Here is a 21443-nt window from a genome sequence, read left to right as displayed (position 1 = left end):
GGTCGGCCGCCTCCCGCGCGGGGCTCCCCCGAAACTGCGGGCGCCTGGTCAGCGTCCGCGCACGCACTTGTCGTAGAGGTCCAGCAACCGCCCGTCGGGATCGTAGGACCCCTTGAGCCGCCGGTAGGTCTCCCCGTCGTAGTACCGCCAGAACTCGTCCCGGCCGTAGAAGGCGGTCGAGTAGAGGGACTTGTGGCCGTCGAGGGCGGCGACCTTACGCTCGATGAGCCGGTTGTGGTACTCGGGGATCTGCCCCGGCGGGATCCGCACCGTCCCCCAGAAACCGGCGTTCACGTACGGGCGGCCCACGTCCAGCGGGTACAGCGGCCACCGCTCCTTCGCACGCAGCGGGCACAGCCAGATCGGGCTCATGCCCACCTTGTCGTGGAAGAACTCCAGGAACTCCGGAAGCCGCTCGACCGGCACCTCGATGTCCTGGATGACGTCCTCGCGCGGCCGCAGCCCCCGCCAGCGCTCCGCGCGCGCGACGATGTGGTACCGGCGGTCGTAGGCGACCAGCTTGCGGTACACGTCGGAGCGCTTGAACTTGTCGGGCCACAGCCGCCGGACGGCCGGGTTCTGCACGCCGAACGCGCCCGAGCACCAGAACCAGTCGGTGTCCCAGCGCCAGATGTAGTCGCGGATCGTCAGGAAGTCGACCGAGCGCTGCTGGATCGACTTGTAGTAGATCTGCTGGCCGGTGTAGTCGGAGGCGTACGGCGCGGAGTCGGCGAAGAAGCCGAGCGTGATGTACTGCTCGTCCGCGCTGAAGACCGTCCCGTCCATGAAGTCGACGGTCTCGTCCTCGAACGTCCCGGACTCGGTGATCTCCCCCAGGACGCGGGCGAGCTCCGCCGCGTCGGTGAACCGCAGGTGCCGCAGCCGGACGTAGGGCCGGACGGGCCGCAGCTCGATCTTCAACCGGAGGCTGTAGCCGAGCGTCCCGTAGGAGTTCGGGAAGCCGTAGAACAGGTCCTTGTGCTCGTTGTCCCGCGCGGCCGTGACGATCTCCCCGTCACCGGTGAGGACCTCCAGCTCCAGGACGCCCTCGTGCGGCAGCCCGTCCCGGAACGACGTCGACTCGATGCCGAGCCCGGTCACCGCCCCGCCCAGCGTGATCGTCTTCAGCTGGGGGACGACCGTCGGCATCAGACCGTGCGGCAGCGTCGCGTCGACCAGGTCCTCGTAGGTCGTCATGCCCTGGACCTGCGCGGTCCGCTCGTCCGGGTCGACGCTCAGCACCTGGTCGAAGCCGGAGACGTCCAGACCGGGCGCATCCGAGGGGTCGCGCCACCGGAACAGGTTCGAGGTCCGCTTGGCCAGCCGCACCGGCGAGCCCGCCGGGATGGCCTGGTAGGACCTCCTGAGCGCCTCCACCGCCCGCTGGTGATCGCCCTTGATCGCAAGCTCCGTCATCTACCCCTCCCTCGCATAGTTAACCGATCATCCCATGCATGGTCCACATAAGTCGGACGTTAGGGGAGTCACAGGTAGGGAGGGGAATAAACCCACGGGCGTGCGCATAGGCGTCGTTCCATCTCCTGGAGGCGGACGGCCGCGTTCGACGCGGCCACGTCAACCCTCCCCGGAGGCGTCCTCCGACAAACCCGAGCCACGTTCGACGCCGGGCTCGTCGCCCCGCGTCACTTCACCAGGCGCAGGATCCACGGGTAGCGGAACGTCTGGCCGGTCAGCGCGAAGACGGCCGCGATCGCCGACAGCACCCACGCCACCCCGTACACGATCCCGCCGACGCCGAAGGTGACGATCGTGAGCAGCAGCAGCGTCACTTGGAAGTTCACGGCCTCCGCCGCCTGCCGCCGGACGTAGGGCGACCGCTTGCCGCTCAGCAGCATCAGCACGAGCGGGCCGACGAACAGTGTGGGGACGGCGACGGCGTGCGCGACGGCGGCCAGCATCCGGTCCTCGCCTGTCGCGGCCTCGGCCTCGACCGTCACGGGCAGCGCGGGAGCGGGCACCAGATCGACGAGGACGGCGCCGAGGTCGTTGCGCGTTTTCGCCGTCATCGCCAGTTGCACGCGAAGGTCGAATTCGTCCTCGTCGAGGCGCCCCTCGGCGTAGGAGTCCTGAAGCCGCTGGATGACCGGTTCCCGCTCGGCGTCAGAGACCCGCAGATCCCCCACCGCGTAACTGCTGTTCATATGCCCATGCTCCGCGCGGCCCCGCCGCGAGGCCATCAGGGAAGACCCTGAGGATCCCCTGAATTCCGCTGGACGTACTCCTTCCCGGGGGTCAGACGCCCCCCGAAGAGCTCGGGCACCGTGACGAACACGTATCCCTCGGCCGCCAGCCGGTCGATGATCTTCGGGACGGCCTTGACGCTCGTCGGATGGATGTCGTGCATCAGGACGATGTAGCCGGGCCTCACCGCCTTCAGCACCCGCCTCTCGACGTAGGCGGTGTCGCGGTGCTCCCAGTCGAGGGGATCGACCGTCCACAGCACCTGCGCCATCCCCAGCTCCCGCGTGATCTTCGTCAGCCGCTCGGAAGTCGACCCGTAGGGCGGCCTGAGCAGCACGGGCGTGACCCCGGACGCGCGCCGGATCGCGTCCTGCGTCCTCGTCAGCTCGGCCATGATCTCCTTCTGGGAAGCCCTCCCGAGGTCGGCGTGCGTGTAGCTGTGGTCGGCGATCTCGTGCCCGGCCTCCAGTTCGCGGCGCACCAGATCCGGATGCTTCGCGGCGTTCTCGCCCACGATGAAGAACGTCGCCCTGACCTTGCGGGCCGCGAGGATGTCCAGCAGCTCCGCGGTGCTCTCCGCGGGCCCGTCGTCGAACGTCAGCGCCAGGCACTTGGCCCGGGCGCAGTCGGGCGGCGGCGGCTTCGGAGGCGCGGCCGGCCTCGCCCCGGGGCCCGCCTTGGGGGACGCCGTCTGCGCGATGGGCCTCACCTGGCCCTGGGCAGGGGTGAGGGTGCTCAGGAGCCCGAACACCGCGACCACGAGCACGGCTCCGGCCACCCGCCGAACAAGGTTCGGCCCGTTCATCGACACCCCCGCGTGATGATCCCCCGAAGGCGCCAGTCTAGGGCGCGGCCCCCCGGCCCGCCGGGGTCGCCGCCGCTGTGTCGGGAACCGGCGCACCGCCGATCTCGTTATCGTCGTACACCACAAGCCCGCTCCGGAGCGGTTCCGGGCGGACCACACGACGGAGTGGACGATGAGGTTCCGGGACCGGTTCGGGATCCGCAGGCACCGCGGGTCCACGGTGACGAAGCTCGACCGGGAGGCGACGGACTCCGACGTCGAGGCGCTGATCGCCTTCGCCCGCGCCCGCCGCGGCGTCGAGTTCTTCGTCGAGCCCGAGACGTTCGCCACCGACACCACGGCCGTCGCCGTCGCCCACGACGGCGAGTGGACCCGCCGCCGCGTCGGCTCCCCCAAGGTCATCGGCAAGGTGGCCCGCGACCTCGGCCTGCCCGTCTACGACGTCCAGATCGTCGGCTACCCGCCCCGCATGCGCGCCTGGAACGACCGCAACCCCGACCGCCGCATAGACCCCGGCACCCCCGGCGAAGCCGTCTCCTCCTAAACCGTCTGAAGCACGGCGAAGCGGGTGCGGTCGCGTCCCAGCACGTCGGGCAGCGGCCCGGTCGGGTAGAGGGCGCAGCGAGAACGCGCGAGGAGTCATTCGCGTAGGGGGCTGCGATACCGGGCGACCTCCATGGCGCGGATGTGTTCGACCGGGTCGACGGCACGCGGCGGCTAGCCGGCCTTCCGGTGGTCGGCTGGTGGCGAACTCGCCGTGCGCATACGGAGTTTGGCGGGTGGGATGCCCGCGTTGACCACTTCGCGGAGGATGACCGCCATGGAGTAGGCGGGGTCGGTGTCCAGGGCGCGTTGCAGGGCGACGTTGGCCAGGCCTCCGTCGCCGGCGGAGTAGGCGGCGAATGCCAGCAGGGACGCGGGGGCCAGGACATGGGCGGGGTCGACGCGGCGGACGATGTCGCGCCAGAAGGCGATGTCGGCGGCCGGGGCGTCCGCATCGAGGCGGGTCCAGGTCTCGTCGCGGACGCGCAGGTCGGCGAGGAGGAGGCCGAGCCAGGCGACCTCGTCGTCGGTCGGGCGCGAGCCGGTGCGGGCGCGGGCGAGCACGGCGAGGACGAAGGCGAGGTCGTCTTCGGCGGACGAGGGCGGGCGGGCCAGGCAGCGCTGCTCGGCGCGTTCGGTGGCGCGGTGCATGGCGGCGCGGGCGGCGCCGTCGAGCGGCTGGACGGAGGCGACGAGCTCGGCGCGGTCGGCCAGGGCCACGTGGCCTCCGAAGGTCGCCTCGGCGGCGACGGTGCTGGCGTGGACGTCATAGGGGATCCCTTCGGGCGGGCAGCAGACGTCGTCGCAGGTGAGCGACCACCAGCGGCCGTCGGCGACGCGGATGGCCTCGGCGACCGGGACGCCCGCGGAGGCCAGGGCCGCGCGCATGGGCCGGGCGGCCTCCGCCACCTCGCCGGCCGGGCCGTACCCGAGCAGGAGCGAGCGGGCGAAGCCGTTGCCGGACAGGACGGCGGCGACGCGTCCGGCGGCGTCGGCCGACGGTAAGTCGAGCCGGACCGCGCATGTGCCGCGGGATCGTCCCTCGAAACCGATGACGACGAGGCTGCGCGCGGGGTGGAAGCCGAGCAGATAGGGGACGGCCGCGATGGCGTCCTGGGCCGAGCGGATCACCAGTGATGTCATGCGTCGAGGTTTTCAGGGGCCGTGAAGCGGCCGCCGCGGGTTCCCAGACTGTGGATAACTCCTGGACGATTCGGGGTGCGGTCGTGCGGGACGGGACGCGGGTGTCGGCCGCGGGCGGTAGCGTTGGGCGACGTGCCCGCCCCTGATCTGCTGACCGGCAGCGAGACCCAGATTCCCGACATGGCGACCCTTCTCGCCGCGGCCGTCGCGTCCGTCGGGGGCGCCGAGCGCCCCGGGCAGGTGACGATGGCGCAGGCGGTCGAGAACGCCATCGAGTCCGGGGAGCACGTCGCCGCGCAGGCCGGCACGGGGACGGGCAAGTCGCTCGCCTATCTGGTTCCCGCGATCCGCCATGCCGTCAAGGAGAAGACGACCGTGGTGGTGTCCACGGCGACGATCGCGTTGCAGCGGCAGCTCGTCGACCGCGACCTGCCGCGGCTCGCCGAGGCCCTCGGGCCGCTGCTCGGGACGGAGCTGAAGTTCGCGATCCTCAAGGGGCGCCGCAACTACCTGTGCCTGCACCGGGTGCAGACGGGCGTGCCCGAGGAGGAGGACGGCGGGCCGAGCCTGTTCGACCCGCAGCAGCTGTCCTCGCTCGGACGGCAGGTCAAGCGGCTGAACGAGTGGGCCGAGGAGACCAAGACCGGCGACCGCGACGAGCTGGTTCCGGGGGTGGGCGAGCAGGCGTGGCGGCAGGTCGCCGTGACGGCGAAGGAGTGCCTGGGCGCGCAGCGGTGCCCGCACGGGAGCGAGTGCTTCGCCGAGCTGGCGCGGGCGGAGGCCGGCGAGGCGCACATCGTCGTCACCAACCACGCACTGCTGGCCATCGACGCCCTGGAGGAGTTCCAGGTCCTGCCCGAGCACGACGTGGTGATCGTGGACGAGGCCCACGAGCTGGTCGACCGGGTCACCTCCGTCGCGACGGGGGATCTGAGCGCGGCCGGCGTGGAGACGGCCGCGCGGCGGTGCGGGCGCCTGACCGAGGAGCACGTCGCCGACCGGCTCAAGGAGGCCGCCGAAGGCCTCGGCCTTCTGCTGGAGGAGATGCCCGCGGGCCGAATGGACGTCCTGTCCGGCGCCCTGGGCAACACTCTGGCCTCCGTGCGGGACGCCGCGCACGGCTGCATCACGGCGCTCGGGCCGGAGAAGAAGGATTCCGACCCCGGCGACATGGCCGCGCGCAAGGCGGCGCGGTCCTCGCTTGAGGAACTGCACGACACGGCCGTGCGAATCCTGGAGGCGTTCCAGCCCGAGATGGCGCAGCGCTTCGACGTGGTGTGGCTGGAGAAGCCGTTCGTCCAGGAAGGGCGCCCGAAGCGGCCGCCGGCGCTGCACGTGGCGCCGATCGGTGTCGGCGGGCTGCTGCGCACGACGCTGTTCGAGCAGCGCACCGCGGTCCTGACGTCGGCGACGCTCACGCTGGGCGGATCGTTCGAGCCGCTCGCCCGCCAGTGGGGCCTGCCGCCGCTGGACGAGGGCGCGTCGAGGGACGCCAAGACCGCTGCCGAGGGCCTCGCGCAGACCGCGACGGAGAAGGGCGAGGAGACCGAGGTCGTCTGGTCGGGCCTCGACGTCGGTTCGCCGTTCGACCATCCGAAGGCGGGCATCCTCTACGTCGCGCGGCATCTGCCGCAGCCGGGGCGCGACGGCCTCGCCGACGCCTACCTGACCGAGATCACCGAGCTGATCGAGGCGGCGGGCGGGCGGACGCTCGGCCTGTTCTCCTCGATGCGCGCCGCTCGCCAGGCCGCCGACGAGCTGAAGGACCACCTGACCCACCCGCTGCTGTGCCAGGGCGAAGACTCCACGTCGCTGCTGGTGAAGCAGTTCGCCGAGGACGAGCGGACCTGCCTGTTCGGCACCCTGTCGCTCTGGCAGGGCGTGGACGTCCCCGGCCCCTCGCTGCAGCTCGTCATCATGGACCGCATCCCGTTCCCGCGCCCGGACGACCCGGTGTCCTCGGCGCGGTCCCGGGCCGTCGCGGCGCGCGGCGGCAACGGGTTCATGGCGGTCGCGGCGACGCACGCGGCGCTGCTGCTCGCGCAGGGCGCGGGCCGGCTGCTGCGCTCGATGGACGACCGGGGCGTGGTCGCCGTCCTCGACCCGCGGCTCGCCACGGCCCGCTACGGCGGCTTCCTCAAGAACTCGCTGCCGCCGTTCTGGGCGACCACGGATCCCGCCGTCGTCCGCGGCGCCCTCCGGCGCCTCGACGCCGCCGCGTCACCGTCCTAGCGGCGGTAGGTGGAGAGGAACTCCCCGATGCGCCCGACGGCGTCCTCCAGGTCGTCGGCGTACTGGAGGGTGACGATGCGGAAGTGGTCGGTGGACGGCCAGTTGAACCCGGTCCCCTGCACGATGAGGAGCTTCTGCTGCTCCAGCAGGTCGAGGGCGAAGCGCATGTCGTCCTCGATCGGGTACATCTCCGGGTCCAGGCGCGGGAAGACGTACAGGGCGCCGCGCGGTTTGACGCAGCTGACGCCCGGCAGGTCGTTCAGCAGTTTCCAGGCGCGGTCGCGCTGCTCGCCGAGGCGCCCGGTCGGCAGGACGAGCTCGTCGATGCTCTGGTAGCCGCCGAGCGCGGCCTGGATGGCGTGCTGCCCCGGGACGTTCGGGCACAGCCGCATGTTGGCGAGGATGTCGAGGCCCTCGATGTAGGACTCGGCGTGCTCCTTCGGCCCGGACAGCACCACCCATCCCGAGCGGAACCCGGCGACGCGATAGTTCTTGGACAGGCCGCCGAAGGTGAGGCACAGCAGGTCGGGGGCCAGGGACGCGATCGGGACGTGCTCGGCGTCGTCGTAGAGGATCCGGTCGTAGATCTCGTCCGCGAAGATGATCAGGTTGCGGCGGCGGGCGACCTCGACGATGCGCGAGAGCACCTCGCGCGAGTAGACGGCGCCGGTCGGGTTGTTCGGGTTGATGATCACCAGGGCCCGGGTGCGGTCGCCGATCTTGGACTCGATGTCGTCCAGGCTCGGCTGCCACCCGTCGTCCTCGTCGCACAGGTAGTGGACGGGCGTCCCCCCGCACAGCGACACCGCCGCCGTCCACAGCGGGTAGTCGGGCGTCGGGATGAGCACCTCGTCGCCGTCGTTGAGCAGCGCCTGCAGCGTCATGACGATGAGCTCGGAGACGCCGTTGCCGAGGTAGACGTCCTCGACGTCGACGCCGGTGACACCGCTGTCCTCGAAGCCCTGCACGATGGCGCGGCGGGCGGGCAGGATGCCCTTGGAGTCGCTGTAGCCGTGCGCCTCCGGCAGGTTGCGGATCATGTCCTGGAGGAGTCCGGGCGGCGCCTCGAACCCGAAGGGGGCCGGGTTGCCGATGTGCAGCTTGAGGATCTTGCTGCCCTCGTTCTCCATCTGCTTGGCGCGCTTGAGGACCGGCCCGCGGATGTCGTAACAGACGTTGGTCAGCTTGCCCGACTGGTTGACCTGCATGGACTTACCTTAGCCACGGCCCGCGCGCGACACGCGGCCCGCCCCGAAACGGCCCTGCGACCTGGGAGGACGCCCCGTTCCCCCGGCGCGGCGCCGGGGGAACGGGGACGGGCGCGTCACGGCGCGGCGAGGGTCACGGCGCGGCGATGGCGGACAGGATCGCCAGCCGCGCCGCCCGCCGGGCGGGACGGATCGCGGCGAGCGCCCCCGCGACCGCGCCGACCCCGGCGATGACCGCGACCTGCGCGGCGGGCGGCGCGAACGGGTTGCCGAGGGCGGCGCCGAGGCCCCAGCCGAGGAACACGCCGAGGCCGAGACCGCCGCCGGTGCCGAACAGCGCCACGATGACCGATTCCCAGCGCACCATCGACCGGATCTGCGGGCGCGTCGCGCCGACCGCGCGGAGCAGGCCGAGTTCGCGGGTCCGCTCGTGGACGGCGAGCGACAGCGTGTTGGCGATGCCGAGCAGCGCGACGACGATGGCCAGGATCAGCATCCCGTAGACGACGCTGATGAAACCGGCCATCTCCTCGGTCTGCGCCGCCACGAACTCGTCCCTCGACTCCACGGCGGGCGCCCCGTACGGCTTGGCCAGCGCGGTGAGGGCCTGCCGGGCGGACGCGACCGACGCGCCGGGCTTCAGCTCGACGAACGCCCTGGTGTCCAGCGGCTGCCTGGTGTGCGCGTCCCACACCGACCGCGGGACAAGGTAGTCGCCGGTCATGTCGGTGTTGCCGTAGACGGCGCCCACGGTGAGCTTCTGTGAGGCACCGTCCGCGAACCTCACGCCGACCGCGGTACCCACGCGCCAGCCGTTGTCGTCCGCGGCCTTCTTCGAGACGGCGAACGTACCGGCGTCGTTGAGGCCGCCTTGGGTGACGTCCAGGTCGAGGACGCGCCGCAGGCTCGACGGGTCGGCCACGCTGACGGTGGACGGCTCGCCGTTCACCCGCATGCCGCCCGTGCCCATCCCGGCGACGTCCCCCACTTGGGGCAGCTCGGCCGCCTCCCGCACGAGCGAGGTGGCGAACCCGCCGGTCTCGTTGGTTCCCGCATCCACGACGATCGGGCCCTTGAACGACCCGGCGACGCCGTCCTCCAGGGAGGCGCGCAGCGATCCGAGGAACACCGTCATCAGCGTGACGACCCCGACGCCGATCATCAGCGCGGTCGCCGCCCCGGCCGTGCGCGCCGGGCTGCGGGTGGCGTTGTCGCGCGCGAGCGCCCCGGGCACGCCGCGCAGCCGCGCGGCGGGCCCGCCGAGCAGCGCCGCGACGGGACGGGCCGCGACGGGACCGAGCACGACCATCGAGACGACGGTCATCACCGCGCCCGCGGCCGCCATCGCCATCTGCCCGGTGACCGCGCCGAACGAGACGGTGCCGACCGCGACCGCCGCGAAGACGCCGCCGACGATGAGGCGGGTCTCCGACGGCCGGGACGTCTCGGCCGCGACCTCGCGCAGCGCGGCCAGCGGCGGCACCCGCGACGCCTTCAGCGCCGGGCCGAGCGCGGCGGCCAGCGTGACCAGCAGCCCCACCGGGACCGCGATCATGAACGTGGTGGCGGCGACGGTGAGGCCCTCCAGCGCGATGCCGATGCGGAAGCGGATGAACAGCTCCCGGAGCAGGGCGGCGAACCCGAGCCCGCCGGCGAGTCCGGCGAGGGTAGCGGTGGCGCCGATCACCAGCGCCTCGAATCCGACGATGGTGACGACCTGCCGGCGCCCGGCGCCGAGCGCGCGCAGCAGGGCCGACTCGCGGGTCCGCTGCGCCATCGTGATCGCGAACGTGTTGTGGATGCTGAACGCGGCCACCAGCAGCGCCACGCCGCCGAACGCGGCCAGGACGGTCCTGAACACGCGCAGGAAGCCGTTCTGGACGAGGCTCATGCCCTCCTCGACCTGCGCCTTCTTCGTGAGGGCCTGGACCCCGGCGGGCAGCACCGGCCGCACACGGGACGCCAGTTCCGCCTGGTCGACGCCGTCCTCGGCGCGGACGGCGACGCCGCTGATGCGGTCGGCGCCCTTCGCGACGTGCCTGCGGGCCCCGTCGAGGGAGAACGCCGTGAAGGACGTCTCGCCGAAGGCCTCCTCGTCGCCGAACATGCTGATGCCGACGACGGTCACCGAGACCTTCTCCGGCGTGAGCACCGCCGTCCGGTCGCCGACCTTCAGGTGGCCCTCGTCGGCGAACATCCTGTCGATGACGACCTCGTCCGGGGCGCGGGGCGCCCGCCCTTCGGCGAGCCGGTAGGGGTTGAGCTTCGGGTCGGTCTTCCAGTTGCCCGCCGTCCGGGGGCCGCGCGACGGGATCACCGTGCCGTCCTTGGCGAGCAGCTGCCCCGACCCCTCGATGGTCGGCTCGGCGTTGGCGACGCCCTTCACCTGGCGCACACCGTCCAGGACGGACGCGTCGATCTGCCCGCGCGCGCCCCACGGCGCGTCGCTCACCCTGGTCGCGTTCCGGACGACCACGTCCGTGTCTCCGTACGCACTGGAGACGTACCCGTCGATGCTCGCCGCGAGGGTGTCGCCGAGGACGAGCGTCCCGGTCAGGAACGTCACGCCGAGGAAGACCGCCATCAGGGATCCGGCCATGCGGCGCTTGCGTCCCCACAGCTCCTTGAAGACGAGCCCGGTCATCGGTGGTCCCCCAGCCCGCGCATGCGGTCGAGCACGCGGTCGGGTGTGGGCGCGTCCATGACGTCCACGATCCGGCCGTCGGCCAGGAACACCACCGCGTCGGCGTGCCCGGCGGCGACCGGGTCGTGGGTGACCATCGCCACGGTCTGCCCCAGGTGGTCCACGGCGTCGCGCAGGAGCGCCAGCACCTCGGCGCCGGTGCGGGAGTCGAGGTTGCCGGTCGGCTCGTCCGCGAACACGATCTGCGGGCGCGTGACCAGGGCGCGGGCCAGCGCCACGCGCTGCTGCTGCCCGCCCGACATCTCCGAGGGACGGTGCGACAGCCGGTCCCCCAGCTTCAGGACGCGGACGACCGTGTCCAGCCACTCCCGCTCCGGGTCCGCCCCCGCGAGGGTCAGGGGCAGGAGGATGTTGTCGCGGGCCGTCAGCGTGGGGAGCAGGTTGAACGCCTGGAACACGAACCCGATCCGCTCGCGCCTGAGCCGCGTCAGGCGGCGGTCCGACAGCGCCCCGAGCTCCTGGTCGCCGACGTGGACCTTGCCGGACGTCGCGTCCTCCAGGCCCGCGACGCAGTGCATGAGCGTGGACTTCCCCGCCCCGGACGGCCCCATGATCGCGGTGAACCGGCCCGCCGGGAACTCCACGCTGACGTCGTCGAGGGCCCGCACCGCCATGGCGCCGGACCCGTAGACCTTGCTGAGGCCCACCGTGCGGGCGCCGCCCGCGACGGCCTCCCCGATCGGTCGGCGTGCTTTCGCTGCGTTCTCCATGACCGGGATCGTGGCCTCGCGCCATGGGGCCCGTCGTCGGGCCAGGAGATGCACTGCGCCTGCTCCCCGGGGAGGCCGCGCGGGGGGCCTGATACGTCCGGCGCGGTACGCGGCGGACCGGCGAAGATCAATAAGACGCGGTGTCCAATTGTGATGCGGGCAACATACATGCAGGCTTGATTGCATGTATCTCGCGCTCGTACCGTCGGAGTCGTGTCAGTAAGCAGCCGCAGACGTCACCGGCACGGCTCCTCCGGGCGCCGCACGCAGGAGGAGCGCCGGGAGCGCACGCAGGCCAGGCTCCTGGAGGCCACCACGGAGTGCCTGGTGGACCTCGGCTGGTCCGGGACGTCCACCACGGAGGTGGCGCGCCGCGCCGGCGTCTCGCGCGGGGCGCAGCAGCACCACTACCCGACGAAGATGGTCCTCGTCGCGGCGGCGCTGGAGCACCTGCTGGAGGCGCAGCGCCTGGCCTACGAGACGGCCTTCGCGGTGCTGCCGGCGGAGCGGCGCAACGTGTCGGGGGCGCTCGACCTGCTCTGGGAGGTGTTCCGCGGCCGTCCGGCCAAGGCCCTCATGGAGCTGGCGGTGGCGGCCCGCACCGACGACGAGCTGCGGCCGCTGTGCCGCGATCTGAACGAGCGGATCCTCCAGGTGATCACGGAGACCTTCGAGCGGCTGTTCCCCGACAACACCCTTCCCCCCGACTTCGTCTCGACGACGCTGCGCACCCTGTTCGCCATGTTCGTCGGGCTGTCCATCCAGAACGCGCTGGACGACGACGCCGACGGCCACCAGGCCGCGGTGCTGCGCCAGGTCAAGGACGTCGCGCAGCTGATCGTCCCCGAGCCGGGCCAGGCGGAGGCCCGGCCCCGCACCGGCCCCTAGCCACGACCCGTCACACACCGGCCCCGGCCGACCGCACCACCCCGAGGGAGCGTCCCCCATGCCGAAAGCCCCCACCGAACTCGCCGACGAGGTCCGCGAGCAGGTCAAGGACAAGAAGTCGTACCTCGGCGTCATCGACCGCCTGAACAAGGCCTCGGTCGACAAGCACTGGGAGGCCTACGCCGACATCCCCTGGGACGACCCCGAGTTCCTCGTCGACAAGAACGACCCGCGCTGGGTGCTGCCGCCGTTCGACCGGCTCGGGGAGACGGCGTGGTACCAGTCGCAGCCGCCGGAGATCAAGTCGCAGATCGGCCTCTGGCGCGTCGCCACCGCGATGAAGATCGGGCTGCAGTTCGAGAACCTGCTGAAGCGCGGGCTGCTCAACTACGCCTACCGGCTGCCGAACGGGCGGCCCGAGTTCCGGTACGTCTACCACGAGACGACCGAGGAATGTCACCACGGCATGATGTTCCAGGAGTTCGTGAACCGGACGAAGATGCCGATCCGCGGCATGCCGCGCGCGCTCAGCCTCATCGCGCAGGCCGCCCCGTGGATCCCGCTGGTCAGCACCGAGATGTTCTTCATCTTCGTGCTCGGCGGCGAGGACCCGATCGACTACGTCCAGCGCAAGTCCCTCAAGGGCGGGCACATCAAGCACCCCCTGGAGGAGACCATCATGAAGATCCACATCGCGGAGGAGGCCCGGCACATCTCGTTCGCCCGGCACTACCTCAAGCACCGCGTCCCGAACATGCACCCGGTGCGCCGCCGGATCCTCGGCATCGCGACGCCCGTCGTCCTCGGCGTGATGGCGCGGATCATGCTCTCCCCGCCCGGCCCGATGGTGCGGCACTTCAACATCCCGAAGGACGTCGTCCGCGCCGCCTACAAGAACGACGCCGCGCAGGCGGAGATCTCCAACTCGGTCGGCAAGATCCGCGACCTGATGGCCGAGCTCGGCGTGGTCACGCCGGTGAACAAGCAGGTCTGGAAGGCCTTCGGCATCTGGGACGAGCCCAAGCAGCGCCGCGCGGTCGAGCCGGCCAAGGCCGCCTGAGCATGGCGCAGGCCGAGGGCGGCCCCGCCGTCGTCACGCCCGCGGCGGGGCCGGGCGGCCCGTACAAGGTCGTCGTCATCGGGACGGGCTTCTCGGGCCTCGGGATGGCGATCGGGCTGAAGAAGGCCGGCGTGCACGACTTCGTCATCCTGGAGAAGGCGAACGAGGTCGGCGGGACGTGGCGGGAGAACACCTATCCCGGATGCGCGTGCGACATCATGTCGCTGCTGTACTCCTACTCTTTCGAGCCGAAGAACGACTGGTCGCGGATGTTCCCGAAGCAGGGCGAGCTGCTGCGGTACATCAAGGACGTGGTCGACAAGTACGAGCTCGCGCAGCACATCCGGTTCAACGCCGAGGTGACCGCGACGGAGTACGACGACGCCACCGACACCTGGCGGGTGACCGTCAACGGCGGCGAGACCGTCCGCGGGCGGGCGCTGGTCGCCGGAATGGGGCCCCTGCACCGTCCGAGGATCCCCGACCTGCCCGGTCTCGCCTCGTTCGAGGGGACGGCGTTCCACTCCGCCGAGTGGGACCACTCCTACGACCTGACCGGCAAGCGGGTCGCGGTGATCGGGACGGGCGCGTCGGCGATCCAGTTCGTCCCGCAGATCGCGGGGAAGGTCCGGCATCTGACGGTGTTCCAGCGGACGCCGCCGTGGATCCTGCCGAAGCCCGACCGCCGGGTCACCGGGGTGGAGCGGGCGCTGTTCCGCCGCGTCCCGCTCGTCCAGCGCGGGTACCGCAACGGCATCTACCTGATGCAGGAGAGCTTCGTCCTGGGGTTCAAGAACCCCAGGCTGCTGAAGGCGGCCGGTTCCCTGGCCCGCCGGCACCTGGCCCGGCAGGTGCCGGACCGGGACCTGCGCCGAAAGCTCACCCCCGACTACACGATGGGCTGCAAGCGGACGCTGGTGTCCAGTGACTACTACCCGGCGCTGATGCGGCCCAACGTGGAGCTGACCATCGAGGGCATCACCGAGATCCGCCCGAGTTCGATCGTCACGCGCGACGGGCGCGAGCACGAGGTGGACGCCATCGTCTTCGGCACCGGCTTCCACGTCACCGACGCCTTCGACGGCGCCCGCATCGTCGGCCGCGACGGGCTGAGGATCCAGGACGCGTGGCGGGACGGCATCGAGGCGCACCTCGGCGTCGCCGTGAAGGGCTTCCCGAACCTGTTCCTGCTGCTCGGCCCGAACTCCGGCCTCGGCCACAACTCGATGATCTTCATCATCGAGGCGCAGGTCCGCTACGTCCTGCAGTGCCTGGCGATGCTGGACGACGCGGGCGGCTCCGCGATCTCGGTCAGGCCGTCCGCGCAGGACCGGTTCAACCGCTGGGTGCAGCACCGCTCGGAGGGCGCCGTGTGGGTGGCCGGGGGCTGCGACAGCTGGTACCTCGACCGCGAGGGCGTGAACCGGGCGGCGTGGCCGGCGTCCACCCTCGCCTTCTGGCTGCGGACCCGCCGCCTCGACCCCGGCGACTTCCAGATCGAGCGCCGGGACGAGTCCGCGGCGCCGAGTTTGTCGTCCCGGTGAGTACCGGCGGCCCGCGCCGCCACCTAGAATCCACGCAATTGAACAGAACATCCAATTAGCCAGTGCGGTCCGGGCTCGCCCCACCCCCGAGCCCGGACCCGCTGTTCACCCGAGCGGAGCGCGCAATGAGCATCGCGATCGTGACCGGAGGAGCGTCCGGCATCGGCCGTGCGATCGCCACGTCCCTGGTGGCGCGCGGCGACACCGTCGTGGTCACCGACATCAACGCCGAGGGCGCCGCGCAGGTCGCCGACAAACTGAACACCCTCGGCATGGGCAAGGCCGTCTCCGCCCCCCTCGACGTCACCGACGCCGGCGCCGTCGCCGACCTCTACCAGGGCGTCAAGGCCGACCACGGGCGGCTCGACCTGGTGTTCAACAACGCGGGCATCGCGGTCGGCGGGCTGGCCGAGGAGCTCACCCTCGACCACTGGAACCGCGCCATCGACATCAACCTCAAGGGCGTCGTGCACGGCGTCCACGCCGCCTACCCGATCATGCTGGAGCAGGGCCGCGGCCACATCGTCAACACCGCCTCGCTCGCCGGGCTCGTCCCGATGCCGATCGGCATCCCCTACACCGCCACCAAGCACGCCGTCGTCGGCCTCTCCCTCGGCCTGCGCGCCGAGGCCGCGGGGCGCGGCGTCAAGGTCAGCGTCGTGTGCCCGAGCTTCGTGGACACCCCGCTCCTGCACAACGTCAACCCCGACCTGCCCGAGACCCCGCTGAGCGGCGACGCCACCGGCGACATCGCGAAGGCGGCACCGCGCCTGTACACGGCCGAGAAGCTCGCGCGCGACATCATGCGCGGCGTCGCCAAGAACCAGGCCCTGATCGTCTCGCCCGCCCACGGCCGCCTCGCCTGGCGCGGCGTCCGCCTCAACCCGGGCGCGGCCGTCCGCGTCGCCCAGATCGGCGTCAACCGCATCCGCGGCGGCAAGTAGGACGGTCGCCCGCCGGAACGCCTCTCTCCTTCGACCTGCGACGGCTTCGAATGTCGCAGGTCGAAGGCGGGTTGCTCGGACCGTCCGAGGAGAACACCGTGGGCCGACCTCCGCGCGGGAGACGGGCGACGGCCCGCATAGGCTGGACGGCGTGGAGCGCATCCTGGTCAGCTCATGCCTCGCCGGGCGGCCCGTCCGCTACGACGGCGCGGCCAAGCCGGTGGCGGGCGGGCTCTTCGAGCGCTGGCGCACCGAGGGCCGCCTCGTCCCGTTCTGTCCCGAGGTGTCGGGCGGCCTGCCCGTCCCCCGCCCGCCGGCCGAGATCGTCGGCGGGGACGGCGGCGACGTCCTCGACGGCACGGCCCGCATCCTCACCGGCAGCGGCGCCGACGTCACCGGCGAGTTCCTGCGCGGCGCCCGCCTGGCCCTGGAGGCCGCGCGGCGCGCCGGCGCCCGCCTTGCCCTGCTCAAAGAGGGGAGCCCGTCCTGCGGCGGCCACCGCGTCCACGACGGCACCTTCACCGGCACGTCGGTCCCCGGCTCCGGCGTGACGACCGCGCTCCTCCGCCGCTCCGGCATCCACGTCTTCAGCGAAGACGAACTGGGCGAACTGGACGCCCTCCTCGGCGACCTGGAAGCCTGAACACGGGAGAGTCCGGCGCACCGACCTCAAGCCGTGAAACGGGCCATCTGCTCGGCGGTCAGCGCCGAAACGGGCAGCGGCCGCGCGGCCTCGGCCCGCAGCCCGTCGAGGAAGAACCCGAGGCAGCGCCGCCAGGCGTCGGGCGCGGCGTCCGCGGACTCCCGGATGACCTGCGACATCGCCCACATCAGCGGCACGACGTCCTGCGGCTCGAAGTCGGGGCGCAGATCCCCGGCCTCCTTGGCCCTGGCCGTGATCGTCACCAGGTGGTCGAATCCCCGATCGCAGGCGGCGTTCAACTCGGCGGCGAGGGGGTAGCGCCGGGCGAGCGCGTCGTTGAGCCCGCGGTCCTCGGCCTGCAAGGCGAACAGCCCCTCGATGTAGCCGACGAACCCGCTCCAGGGGTCGGGCTCGGCCAGGGACCGCTCGACGATCTCGTCGAGCGCGGCTAGGCGGGCGGGGAAGATGGCGTCGAAGAGGTTCTCCCTCGCGGGGAAGTGGTTGTAGAGCGTGCCGATGCTCACGCCCGCCCGCCGCGCGACCTCCTCCAGCGGCGCGTCGAGGCCGCGTTCCCCGAACACGGCCGCGCCGGCGGCCACCAGCTTGTCCCGATTGCGCACGGCGTCCGCCCGAGGCGGCCTGCTCTTCCCGGCCATGCCCCCATACTACGAAATTGAGGAGACCCTCAAGTTTCATGCTAAGTTGAGGGCGTCCTCAACTTTCTGGAGGTTCACATGTCATCCACGACCGTCGTCATCGGGGCCGGACCGGGTCTCGGCATGTCCGTCGCGCACCGCTTCGGCCGCGAAGGCCACAAGATCGTGCTCCTGTCCAGGAACCCGGCGCGCCACCCCGGCTACCTCGCGGCGCTGGAGGCCGAGGGCATCGAGGCCACGGCCCGCGCCGCGGACGTCCGCGACCGTGACGCGCTGCTCGCCGCGCTCGACGCCGTCGGCCCCGTCGACGTCGTCTACTACGGCCCCGGCGCGGCGGACCCCGATGCCCGGCCCACCGCCATCACCTCGACGGACGTACCGACCGCCAAGGAGGCGATGAGCTGGGTGTATCCGGCGATCGACGTGGTGGGCGCCGTCCTGCCCGGGATGCTGGAGCGCGGCAGCGGCGGGCTGCTGTTCGCGGGCGGCCTCAGCGCCGTCGTCCCGATGCCCGTGCTCGGCGGCTTCGCCCTCTCCTCGGCGGCGCTGCGGAACTACGCCCTCACCCTGAACGCGGCCCTGACCGAGAAGGGGATCTACGCCGGCACGCTGACGATCGGCGGCCTGATCGAACGCGGCGACATCCACCGGATGATCATGTCCCGGATGGAGGACCTGGACGGCATCACCGTCGGCACCCTCGACCCCGACGACATCGCCGACACCGCATGGGACCTCTATGCCAAGCGCGACCGCGCCGAAGCGGTCTTCAACGCGCTGGCGTAACGCCCTCCCCCACGCGGCGCATCATCGCAACTTGCCGCGCGGAGCTCGTGGTGGTCGCTCCTCAGCCGTTCCGTTCGGACGCTCCCGGTGGTGTCGCCGCGCGAGCGGCGCCGCCTTCGAGGATGCCGGCGGCCTCCCCGGCCAGGCCCGCGAGCAGGCTCAGTGCTGCGGCCGAGGGGGTGCCCGGGTCGGCGGTGAACACCGCCATGCGCTGGCCCTCGTCGTTGGACAGCTCCATGATCTCGTTGTTCAGCGTCATCGCCCCCACCAGCGGATGCCGGAACTCGCGCGTGTACCGGACGGCGCAGTCCTGGACCGGATGCGCCGCCCACAAGGACGTGAACTCCGGGCTGTGCACGGTGAGCTCGCCGATGAGGCCGTTCAGTTCCGGGTCGTGGGGGTAGCGGGCGGCGGTCATGCGGACGTCCGCGACCGTGTCCCGGGCCTTGGTCCGCCAGTCGGCGTACAGCTCGCGCGTATGCGGGTCCAGGAAGACCAGGCGGGCGATGTTGGGGCGTCCACGGGGCTGCTCGGGAGCCTCGAACGGGACGTGCCCGGCGAGCAGCGCGTGCGCGGCGCGGTTCCAGGCGAGCACGTCGTAGCGGCGCCCCATGATCAGTGCGGGGGTGTCGCCGAACGCGCCGACCATGAGGCGGACCGCGGGGCGCAGCCGCTCCGGGCGCGGGCGCCGGCGCGGTTCCGCTTTCTGGCGGGCAAGGCTCCCCATGTAGGCGTGCTCCGTCTCGTCCAGCCGCAGGACGCGGGCGACCGCGTCGAGGACGGCCTGCGAGGCGTTGGTGCTCTGCCCCTGCTCCAAGCGTGTGTAGTACCCGGCGCTGACGCCCGCGAGCTGCGCCAGTTCCTCGCGGCGCAGACCGGGCACGCGCCGCCGGCCGCCGTAGTCGGGTAGGCCGACGTCCTCGGGGCGAAGCCGGGCGCGACGGCTGCGCAGGAACTCACCGAGTTCGGACCGCTGCTCCATGCCGTCCAGCATGCCCGCCTCCGCCCCCCTTTGCCTGCACCTGTCGGATGTAGGCACCGCAGGGGTGCCCTCAGCAGGGGGCTGGGTAGCGCTCGCGGTTCGCCGCAGGGTGGTCCGTGCCGGGACGCCGTCATGCGTTCCGGCACGGCACATCATGAAAGGCGAACATGACGGACGACTCGATCCGGCGCGCGCGTTCCAGCGCGCTCGGCCGCCGCGGATGGCTGGCCCTGCTCATCTTGTGCGGCGCCACCTTCATGACAGGGCTGGACTACTCGGTCGTGACCGTGGCCCTGCCCGAGATAGGACGCGATCTGGGCTTCGCGAGCACGGGTTCGCTCCAGTGGGTCGCGACGGCCTGCCTGCTCCCGACCGCGAGCCTGCTGCCTCTGTTCGGCCGCGTCTCCGACATCGTCGGCCGCCGCAGGCTGTTCACCCTGGGAGTCGTCCTGTTCGGGGGCCTCTCCCTGGCGGCGGCGCTGGCGACGGGGCCGGCCCTGCTGATCGCCGCCCGTGCGGGCCAGGGCGCGTCCGCCGCGATGATCACCCCGACCGCCATCGCGCTGATGACCGCGGCGTTCCCGGAAGGACCCCGCCGAACGCGGGCGCTGGGCGTCAACGGTGCGGTGCTGTCGCTGGGGTTCGTCCTCGGCACCCTGGGCGGCGGCGTCATCACCAGCGGCCTGAACTGGCGCTGGACCATGCTGCTCCTGGCCGCCATCAGCGTCCTGGTGCTGCTCGGCACGACCACGCTGCCGCGTGGCACCGGCACACGGGCGACGGCCCGCCTGGACGTCCCCGGCGCCGTACTGGCGAGCATCGGCCTGTTCGCCCTGGTCTATGGCATCTCGACAGGCGCCGACGCGGGCTGGGCGAGCCCGCCGACGCTGGGCTCCCTCTCCCTGGCGGCGCTCTCCCTGAGCGCGTTCCTCCTGGCGGAGCGGCGGCACCCGGCACCCCTGATCCCGCTGGGCCTGCTGAACAGGCCGACGGTGAAGTGGAGCGGCCTGGTCGGCTTCGTCACCCTCGGCATGTGCGGCGGGACGACGGTCCTCCTCAGCCTCTACATGCAGGACGTGCTCGGCTATTCGGCACTGGCCACGGGTGCCGGCTTCCTCGCGGAGGGCATCGCGGCCCTCGTCGCGGGTGTGCTGGCCGCCCGGCTGATCGCAGTCCTGGGCAAGGCCCGCGCCATGAGCCTCGGCCTCGCCGTCCAGGGCATCGGCACCGGCGCGATGGTCCTCCTGCCCGTGGAGGGCGGACTTCCGCTCCTGCTCGCCACATCCGGCGCCATGGGCTTCGGCCACGTCCTGACGGTCGTCTCCTTCATCACCACCATGACGTCCGGGCTGCGGGACGACGAGCAGGGCACCGCAGGCGGCCTGTCACAATTGCCGCAGTTCCTCGGCGGCATCGGCACGGCCGGCCTGGCGGCCATCGTCACGGCTCGCACCGATGCGCTTTCGTCCGCGACGGATCCAGTCCTCGCCACCCTGGGCGGCCTGCACGCGGCCACCTTCGTGGCGGGTCTCCTCTGCCTGACCGCCACCGCCCTACCGCTGCTCCTCCGGGCGACGACGCCCCTCGACCCGACGGCCGCAGCGAGCAGCTCCGGGACGGAACGAGCACCCCTTTAGACCGGTAGCAATGGGGCCGGCGAGACACGGGCCGCGCGGCAGGGCACTGAACACCTGCCGCGCCCACCGGCGGTCGATCTTGACTGGCAAGCAGTGGCTTGCCTAACGTTGGGTGAGTGGGAGACATGTTCAAGGCTTTGGCCGACCCCACCCGGCGCACCATCCTCGACGAGCTGACCCGCCAGAACGGTCAGACGCTCTACGAGATCTGCGGCCGCCTGACGACCATGCACGGGCTCGGCTCCTCACGGCAGGCGATCTCGCAGCATCTCGACGTCCTTGAGGCCGCCGGCCTGGTCGAGACCAGGCGCGAGGGCCGGTACAAGTTCCACTACATCAACACCAGCCCGCTTCAGTACATCGTCGAGCGGTGGCTCCACAGGCCCACGGGCGCCGAGCGTCCCTCACGGCCCCACCGTTGAAGAACGACGTCTCCCTCCCGGATGACCGCCCACCAGGCCAAAAATGAGAAAGGCCCCGCCGGTAACGGCGGGGCCTTTCTGCAATATATGTCCGGCGGCGTCCTACTCTCCCACACGGTCTCCCATGCAGTACCATCGGCGCTGAAGGGCTTAACTTCCGGGTTCGGGATGGGACCGGGTGTTTCCCCCTCGCCAAAACCACCGAACGTCTCAACGCACCACCCCAAGCAAACGGGGGTGGGCAAATCCACGTCCGAGCCATCGGCTCGACATTCAATTAAGTTAAGTCTAACGGGTTCCCGGTTGTTTTCTGGGAACCACACAGGGACGCGAA

19 protein-coding genes and 1 rRNA gene are annotated in these 21443 nt (G+C 71.7%); 10 read left to right on the top strand and 10 right to left on the bottom strand.

What is annotated here, in order from left to right:
• Positions 1-48: 48 nt before the first annotated feature.
• The 3 genes from AB0H37_RS04155 to AB0H37_RS04145 all read right to left on the bottom strand — a co-directional run bounded on the left by AB0H37_RS04155 (position 49) and on the right by AB0H37_RS04145 (position 3007).
• Positions 49-1416 (bottom strand): FAD-binding oxidoreductase, encoded by a 1368-nt coding sequence (locus AB0H37_RS04155; RefSeq protein WP_360611250.1) that lies wholly within the window; start codon positions 1414-1416, stop codon positions 49-51.
• A 227-nt stretch (positions 1417-1643) separates the two neighbouring features.
• The gene (locus AB0H37_RS04150) at positions 1644-2162 is read right to left on the bottom strand and encodes a DUF1707 and DUF4870 domain-containing protein (RefSeq protein WP_360611248.1); all 519 of its coding nucleotides are present in this window, start codon (positions 2160-2162) and stop codon (positions 1644-1646) included.
• 35 nt (positions 2163-2197) lie between these two features.
• Positions 2198-3007 (bottom strand): polysaccharide deacetylase family protein, encoded by an 810-nt coding sequence (locus AB0H37_RS04145; RefSeq protein WP_360611246.1) that lies wholly within the window; start codon positions 3005-3007, stop codon positions 2198-2200.
• Between the two features lie 172 nt (positions 3008-3179).
• Between AB0H37_RS04145 and AB0H37_RS04140 the strand changes: the two genes are divergently transcribed.
• Entirely contained in the window at positions 3180-3551 is a 372-nt protein-coding gene (locus AB0H37_RS04140) for a hypothetical protein (protein ID WP_179836605.1), read from the top strand.
• A gap of 173 nt (positions 3552-3724) precedes the next feature.
• On the opposite strand, the gene AB0H37_RS04135 is transcribed toward AB0H37_RS04140, so the two are convergent.
• Positions 3725-4693 (bottom strand): DUF4192 domain-containing protein, encoded by a 969-nt coding sequence (locus AB0H37_RS04135; protein ID WP_360611243.1) that lies wholly within the window; start codon positions 4691-4693, stop codon positions 3725-3727.
• A gap of 180 nt (positions 4694-4873) precedes the next feature.
• Here AB0H37_RS04135 and AB0H37_RS04130 point away from each other — a divergent pair, with 180 nt between their 5' ends.
• A complete protein-coding gene (locus AB0H37_RS04130) occupies positions 4874-6925 on the top strand; it encodes an ATP-dependent DNA helicase (protein ID WP_329098600.1) in 2052 nt (683 codons plus the stop codon).
• Here AB0H37_RS04130 and AB0H37_RS04125 read toward each other — a convergent pair.
• From AB0H37_RS04125 to AB0H37_RS04115, 3 genes are all read right to left on the bottom strand, one after another.
• A complete protein-coding gene (locus AB0H37_RS04125; RefSeq protein ID WP_179836607.1) occupies positions 6922-8133 on the bottom strand; it encodes a pyridoxal phosphate-dependent aminotransferase in 1212 nt (403 codons plus the stop codon). The genes AB0H37_RS04130 and AB0H37_RS04125 overlap by 4 nt on opposite strands.
• A gap of 133 nt (positions 8134-8266) precedes the next feature.
• Positions 8267-10777: an FtsX-like permease family protein gene (locus AB0H37_RS04120; protein ID WP_360611241.1), complete on the bottom strand. Its 2511-nt coding sequence runs from the start codon at positions 10775-10777 to the stop codon at positions 8267-8269.
• Positions 10774-11547 carry an ABC transporter ATP-binding protein gene (locus AB0H37_RS04115; RefSeq protein ID WP_360611239.1) on the bottom strand — a complete coding sequence of 258 codons (774 nt, stop codon included), beginning with the start codon at positions 11545-11547 and terminating at the stop codon, positions 10774-10776. The genes AB0H37_RS04120 and AB0H37_RS04115 overlap by 4 nt, the downstream gene beginning before the upstream one ends.
• Before the next feature lie 213 nt (positions 11548-11760).
• On the opposite strand from AB0H37_RS04115, the gene AB0H37_RS04110 reads away from it, so the two are divergent.
• The 5 genes from AB0H37_RS04110 (at position 11761) to AB0H37_RS04090 (ending at position 16626) form a co-directional block, all read left to right on the top strand.
• Positions 11761-12435, top strand: a complete 675-nt coding sequence (locus AB0H37_RS04110) for a TetR/AcrR family transcriptional regulator (protein ID WP_179836610.1) — start codon at positions 11761-11763, stop codon at positions 12433-12435.
• 58 nt (positions 12436-12493) lie between these two features.
• Entirely contained in the window at positions 12494-13495 is a 1002-nt protein-coding gene (locus AB0H37_RS04105; RefSeq protein WP_329087483.1) for a diiron oxygenase, read from the top strand.
• A 2-nt stretch (positions 13496-13497) separates the two neighbouring features.
• Positions 13498-15039 (top strand): NAD(P)/FAD-dependent oxidoreductase, encoded by a 1542-nt coding sequence (locus AB0H37_RS04100; RefSeq protein WP_360611237.1) that lies wholly within the window; start codon positions 13498-13500, stop codon positions 15037-15039.
• Positions 15040-15164: 125 nt separating this feature from the next.
• Positions 15165-15983: an SDR family oxidoreductase gene (locus AB0H37_RS04095; RefSeq protein WP_360611235.1), complete on the top strand. Its 819-nt coding sequence runs from the start codon at positions 15165-15167 to the stop codon at positions 15981-15983.
• Positions 15984-16134: 151 nt separating this feature from the next.
• Positions 16135-16626 (top strand): DUF523 domain-containing protein, encoded by a 492-nt coding sequence (locus AB0H37_RS04090; RefSeq protein ID WP_360611233.1) that lies wholly within the window; start codon positions 16135-16137, stop codon positions 16624-16626.
• Positions 16627-16652: 26 nt separating this feature from the next.
• Here the strand turns inward: AB0H37_RS04090 and AB0H37_RS04085 are convergent, their stop codons facing one another.
• Complete coding sequence (locus tag AB0H37_RS04085; RefSeq protein ID WP_360611231.1) at positions 16653-17282, bottom strand: helix-turn-helix domain-containing protein; 630 nt, start codon at positions 17280-17282, stop codon at positions 16653-16655.
• A 78-nt stretch (positions 17283-17360) separates the two neighbouring features.
• Between AB0H37_RS04085 and AB0H37_RS04080 the strand changes: the two genes are divergently transcribed.
• A complete protein-coding gene (locus AB0H37_RS04080; protein WP_360611229.1) occupies positions 17361-18068 on the top strand; it encodes an SDR family NAD(P)-dependent oxidoreductase in 708 nt (235 codons plus the stop codon).
• Between the two features lie 61 nt (positions 18069-18129).
• On the opposite strand, the gene AB0H37_RS04075 is transcribed toward AB0H37_RS04080, so the two are convergent.
• On the bottom strand, positions 18130-19062 hold the full coding sequence (locus tag AB0H37_RS04075; protein WP_360611227.1) for a helix-turn-helix transcriptional regulator: 933 nt from the start codon (positions 19060-19062) through the stop codon (positions 18130-18132).
• Between the two features lie 155 nt (positions 19063-19217).
• On the opposite strand from AB0H37_RS04075, the gene AB0H37_RS04070 reads away from it, so the two are divergent.
• Both AB0H37_RS04070 and AB0H37_RS04065 read left to right on the top strand, forming a co-directional pair.
• Positions 19218-20687 (top strand): MFS transporter, encoded by a 1470-nt coding sequence (locus AB0H37_RS04070; protein WP_360611225.1) that lies wholly within the window; start codon positions 19218-19220, stop codon positions 20685-20687.
• A 116-nt stretch (positions 20688-20803) separates the two neighbouring features.
• A complete protein-coding gene (locus AB0H37_RS04065; RefSeq protein ID WP_179836618.1) occupies positions 20804-21109 on the top strand; it encodes a metalloregulator ArsR/SmtB family transcription factor in 306 nt (101 codons plus the stop codon).
• 89 nt (positions 21110-21198) lie between these two features.
• On the opposite strand, the gene rrf is transcribed toward AB0H37_RS04065, so the two are convergent.
• Positions 21199-21315: ribosomal RNA gene (gene rrf, locus AB0H37_RS04060) — 5S ribosomal RNA — on the bottom strand.
• Positions 21316-21443 lie beyond the last annotated feature (128 nt).

It is taken from the genome of Actinomadura sp. NPDC023710 (assembly GCF_040639875.1).
GTDB classification, from domain to species: domain Bacteria; phylum Actinomycetota; class Actinomycetes; order Streptosporangiales; family Streptosporangiaceae; genus Spirillospora; species Spirillospora citrea.
This window is presented reverse-complemented; position numbering and strand designations above follow the sequence as displayed.

Coding starts and splice junctions, on each gene's coding strand:
- AB0H37_RS04130 (WP_329098600.1), top strand. CDS start 4,874: ATGGCGACCCTTCTCGCCGCGGCCGTCGCGTCCGTCGGGGGCGCCGAG.
- AB0H37_RS04120 (WP_360611241.1), bottom strand. CDS start 10,777: ATGACCGGGCTCGTCTTCAAGGAGCTGTGGGGACGCAAGCGCCGCATG.
- AB0H37_RS04115 (WP_360611239.1), bottom strand. CDS start 11,547: ATGGAGAACGCAGCGAAAGCACGCCGACCGATCGGGGAGGCCGTCGCG.
- AB0H37_RS04135 (WP_360611243.1), bottom strand. CDS start 4,693: ATGACATCACTGGTGATCCGCTCGGCCCAGGACGCCATCGCGGCCGTC.
- AB0H37_RS04085 (WP_360611231.1), bottom strand. CDS start 17,282: ATGGCCGGGAAGAGCAGGCCGCCTCGGGCGGACGCCGTGCGCAATCGG.
- AB0H37_RS04150 (WP_360611248.1), bottom strand. CDS start 2,162: ATGAACAGCAGTTACGCGGTGGGGGATCTGCGGGTCTCTGACGCCGAG.
- AB0H37_RS04155 (WP_360611250.1), bottom strand. CDS start 1,416: ATGACGGAGCTTGCGATCAAGGGCGATCACCAGCGGGCGGTGGAGGCG.
- AB0H37_RS04145 (WP_360611246.1), bottom strand. CDS start 3,007: ATGAACGGGCCGAACCTTGTTCGGCGGGTGGCCGGAGCCGTGCTCGTG.
- AB0H37_RS04075 (WP_360611227.1), bottom strand. CDS start 19,062: ATGCTGGACGGCATGGAGCAGCGGTCCGAACTCGGTGAGTTCCTGCGC.
- AB0H37_RS04080 (WP_360611229.1), top strand. CDS start 17,361: ATGTCATCCACGACCGTCGTCATCGGGGCCGGACCGGGTCTCGGCATG.
- AB0H37_RS04125 (WP_179836607.1), bottom strand. CDS start 8,133: ATGCAGGTCAACCAGTCGGGCAAGCTGACCAACGTCTGTTACGACATC.
- AB0H37_RS04100 (WP_360611237.1), top strand. CDS start 13,498: ATGGCGCAGGCCGAGGGCGGCCCCGCCGTCGTCACGCCCGCGGCGGGG.
- AB0H37_RS04070 (WP_360611225.1), top strand. CDS start 19,218: ATGACGGACGACTCGATCCGGCGCGCGCGTTCCAGCGCGCTCGGCCGC.
- AB0H37_RS04095 (WP_360611235.1), top strand. CDS start 15,165: ATGAGCATCGCGATCGTGACCGGAGGAGCGTCCGGCATCGGCCGTGCG.
- AB0H37_RS04105 (WP_329087483.1), top strand. CDS start 12,494: ATGCCGAAAGCCCCCACCGAACTCGCCGACGAGGTCCGCGAGCAGGTC.
- AB0H37_RS04140 (WP_179836605.1), top strand. CDS start 3,180: ATGAGGTTCCGGGACCGGTTCGGGATCCGCAGGCACCGCGGGTCCACG.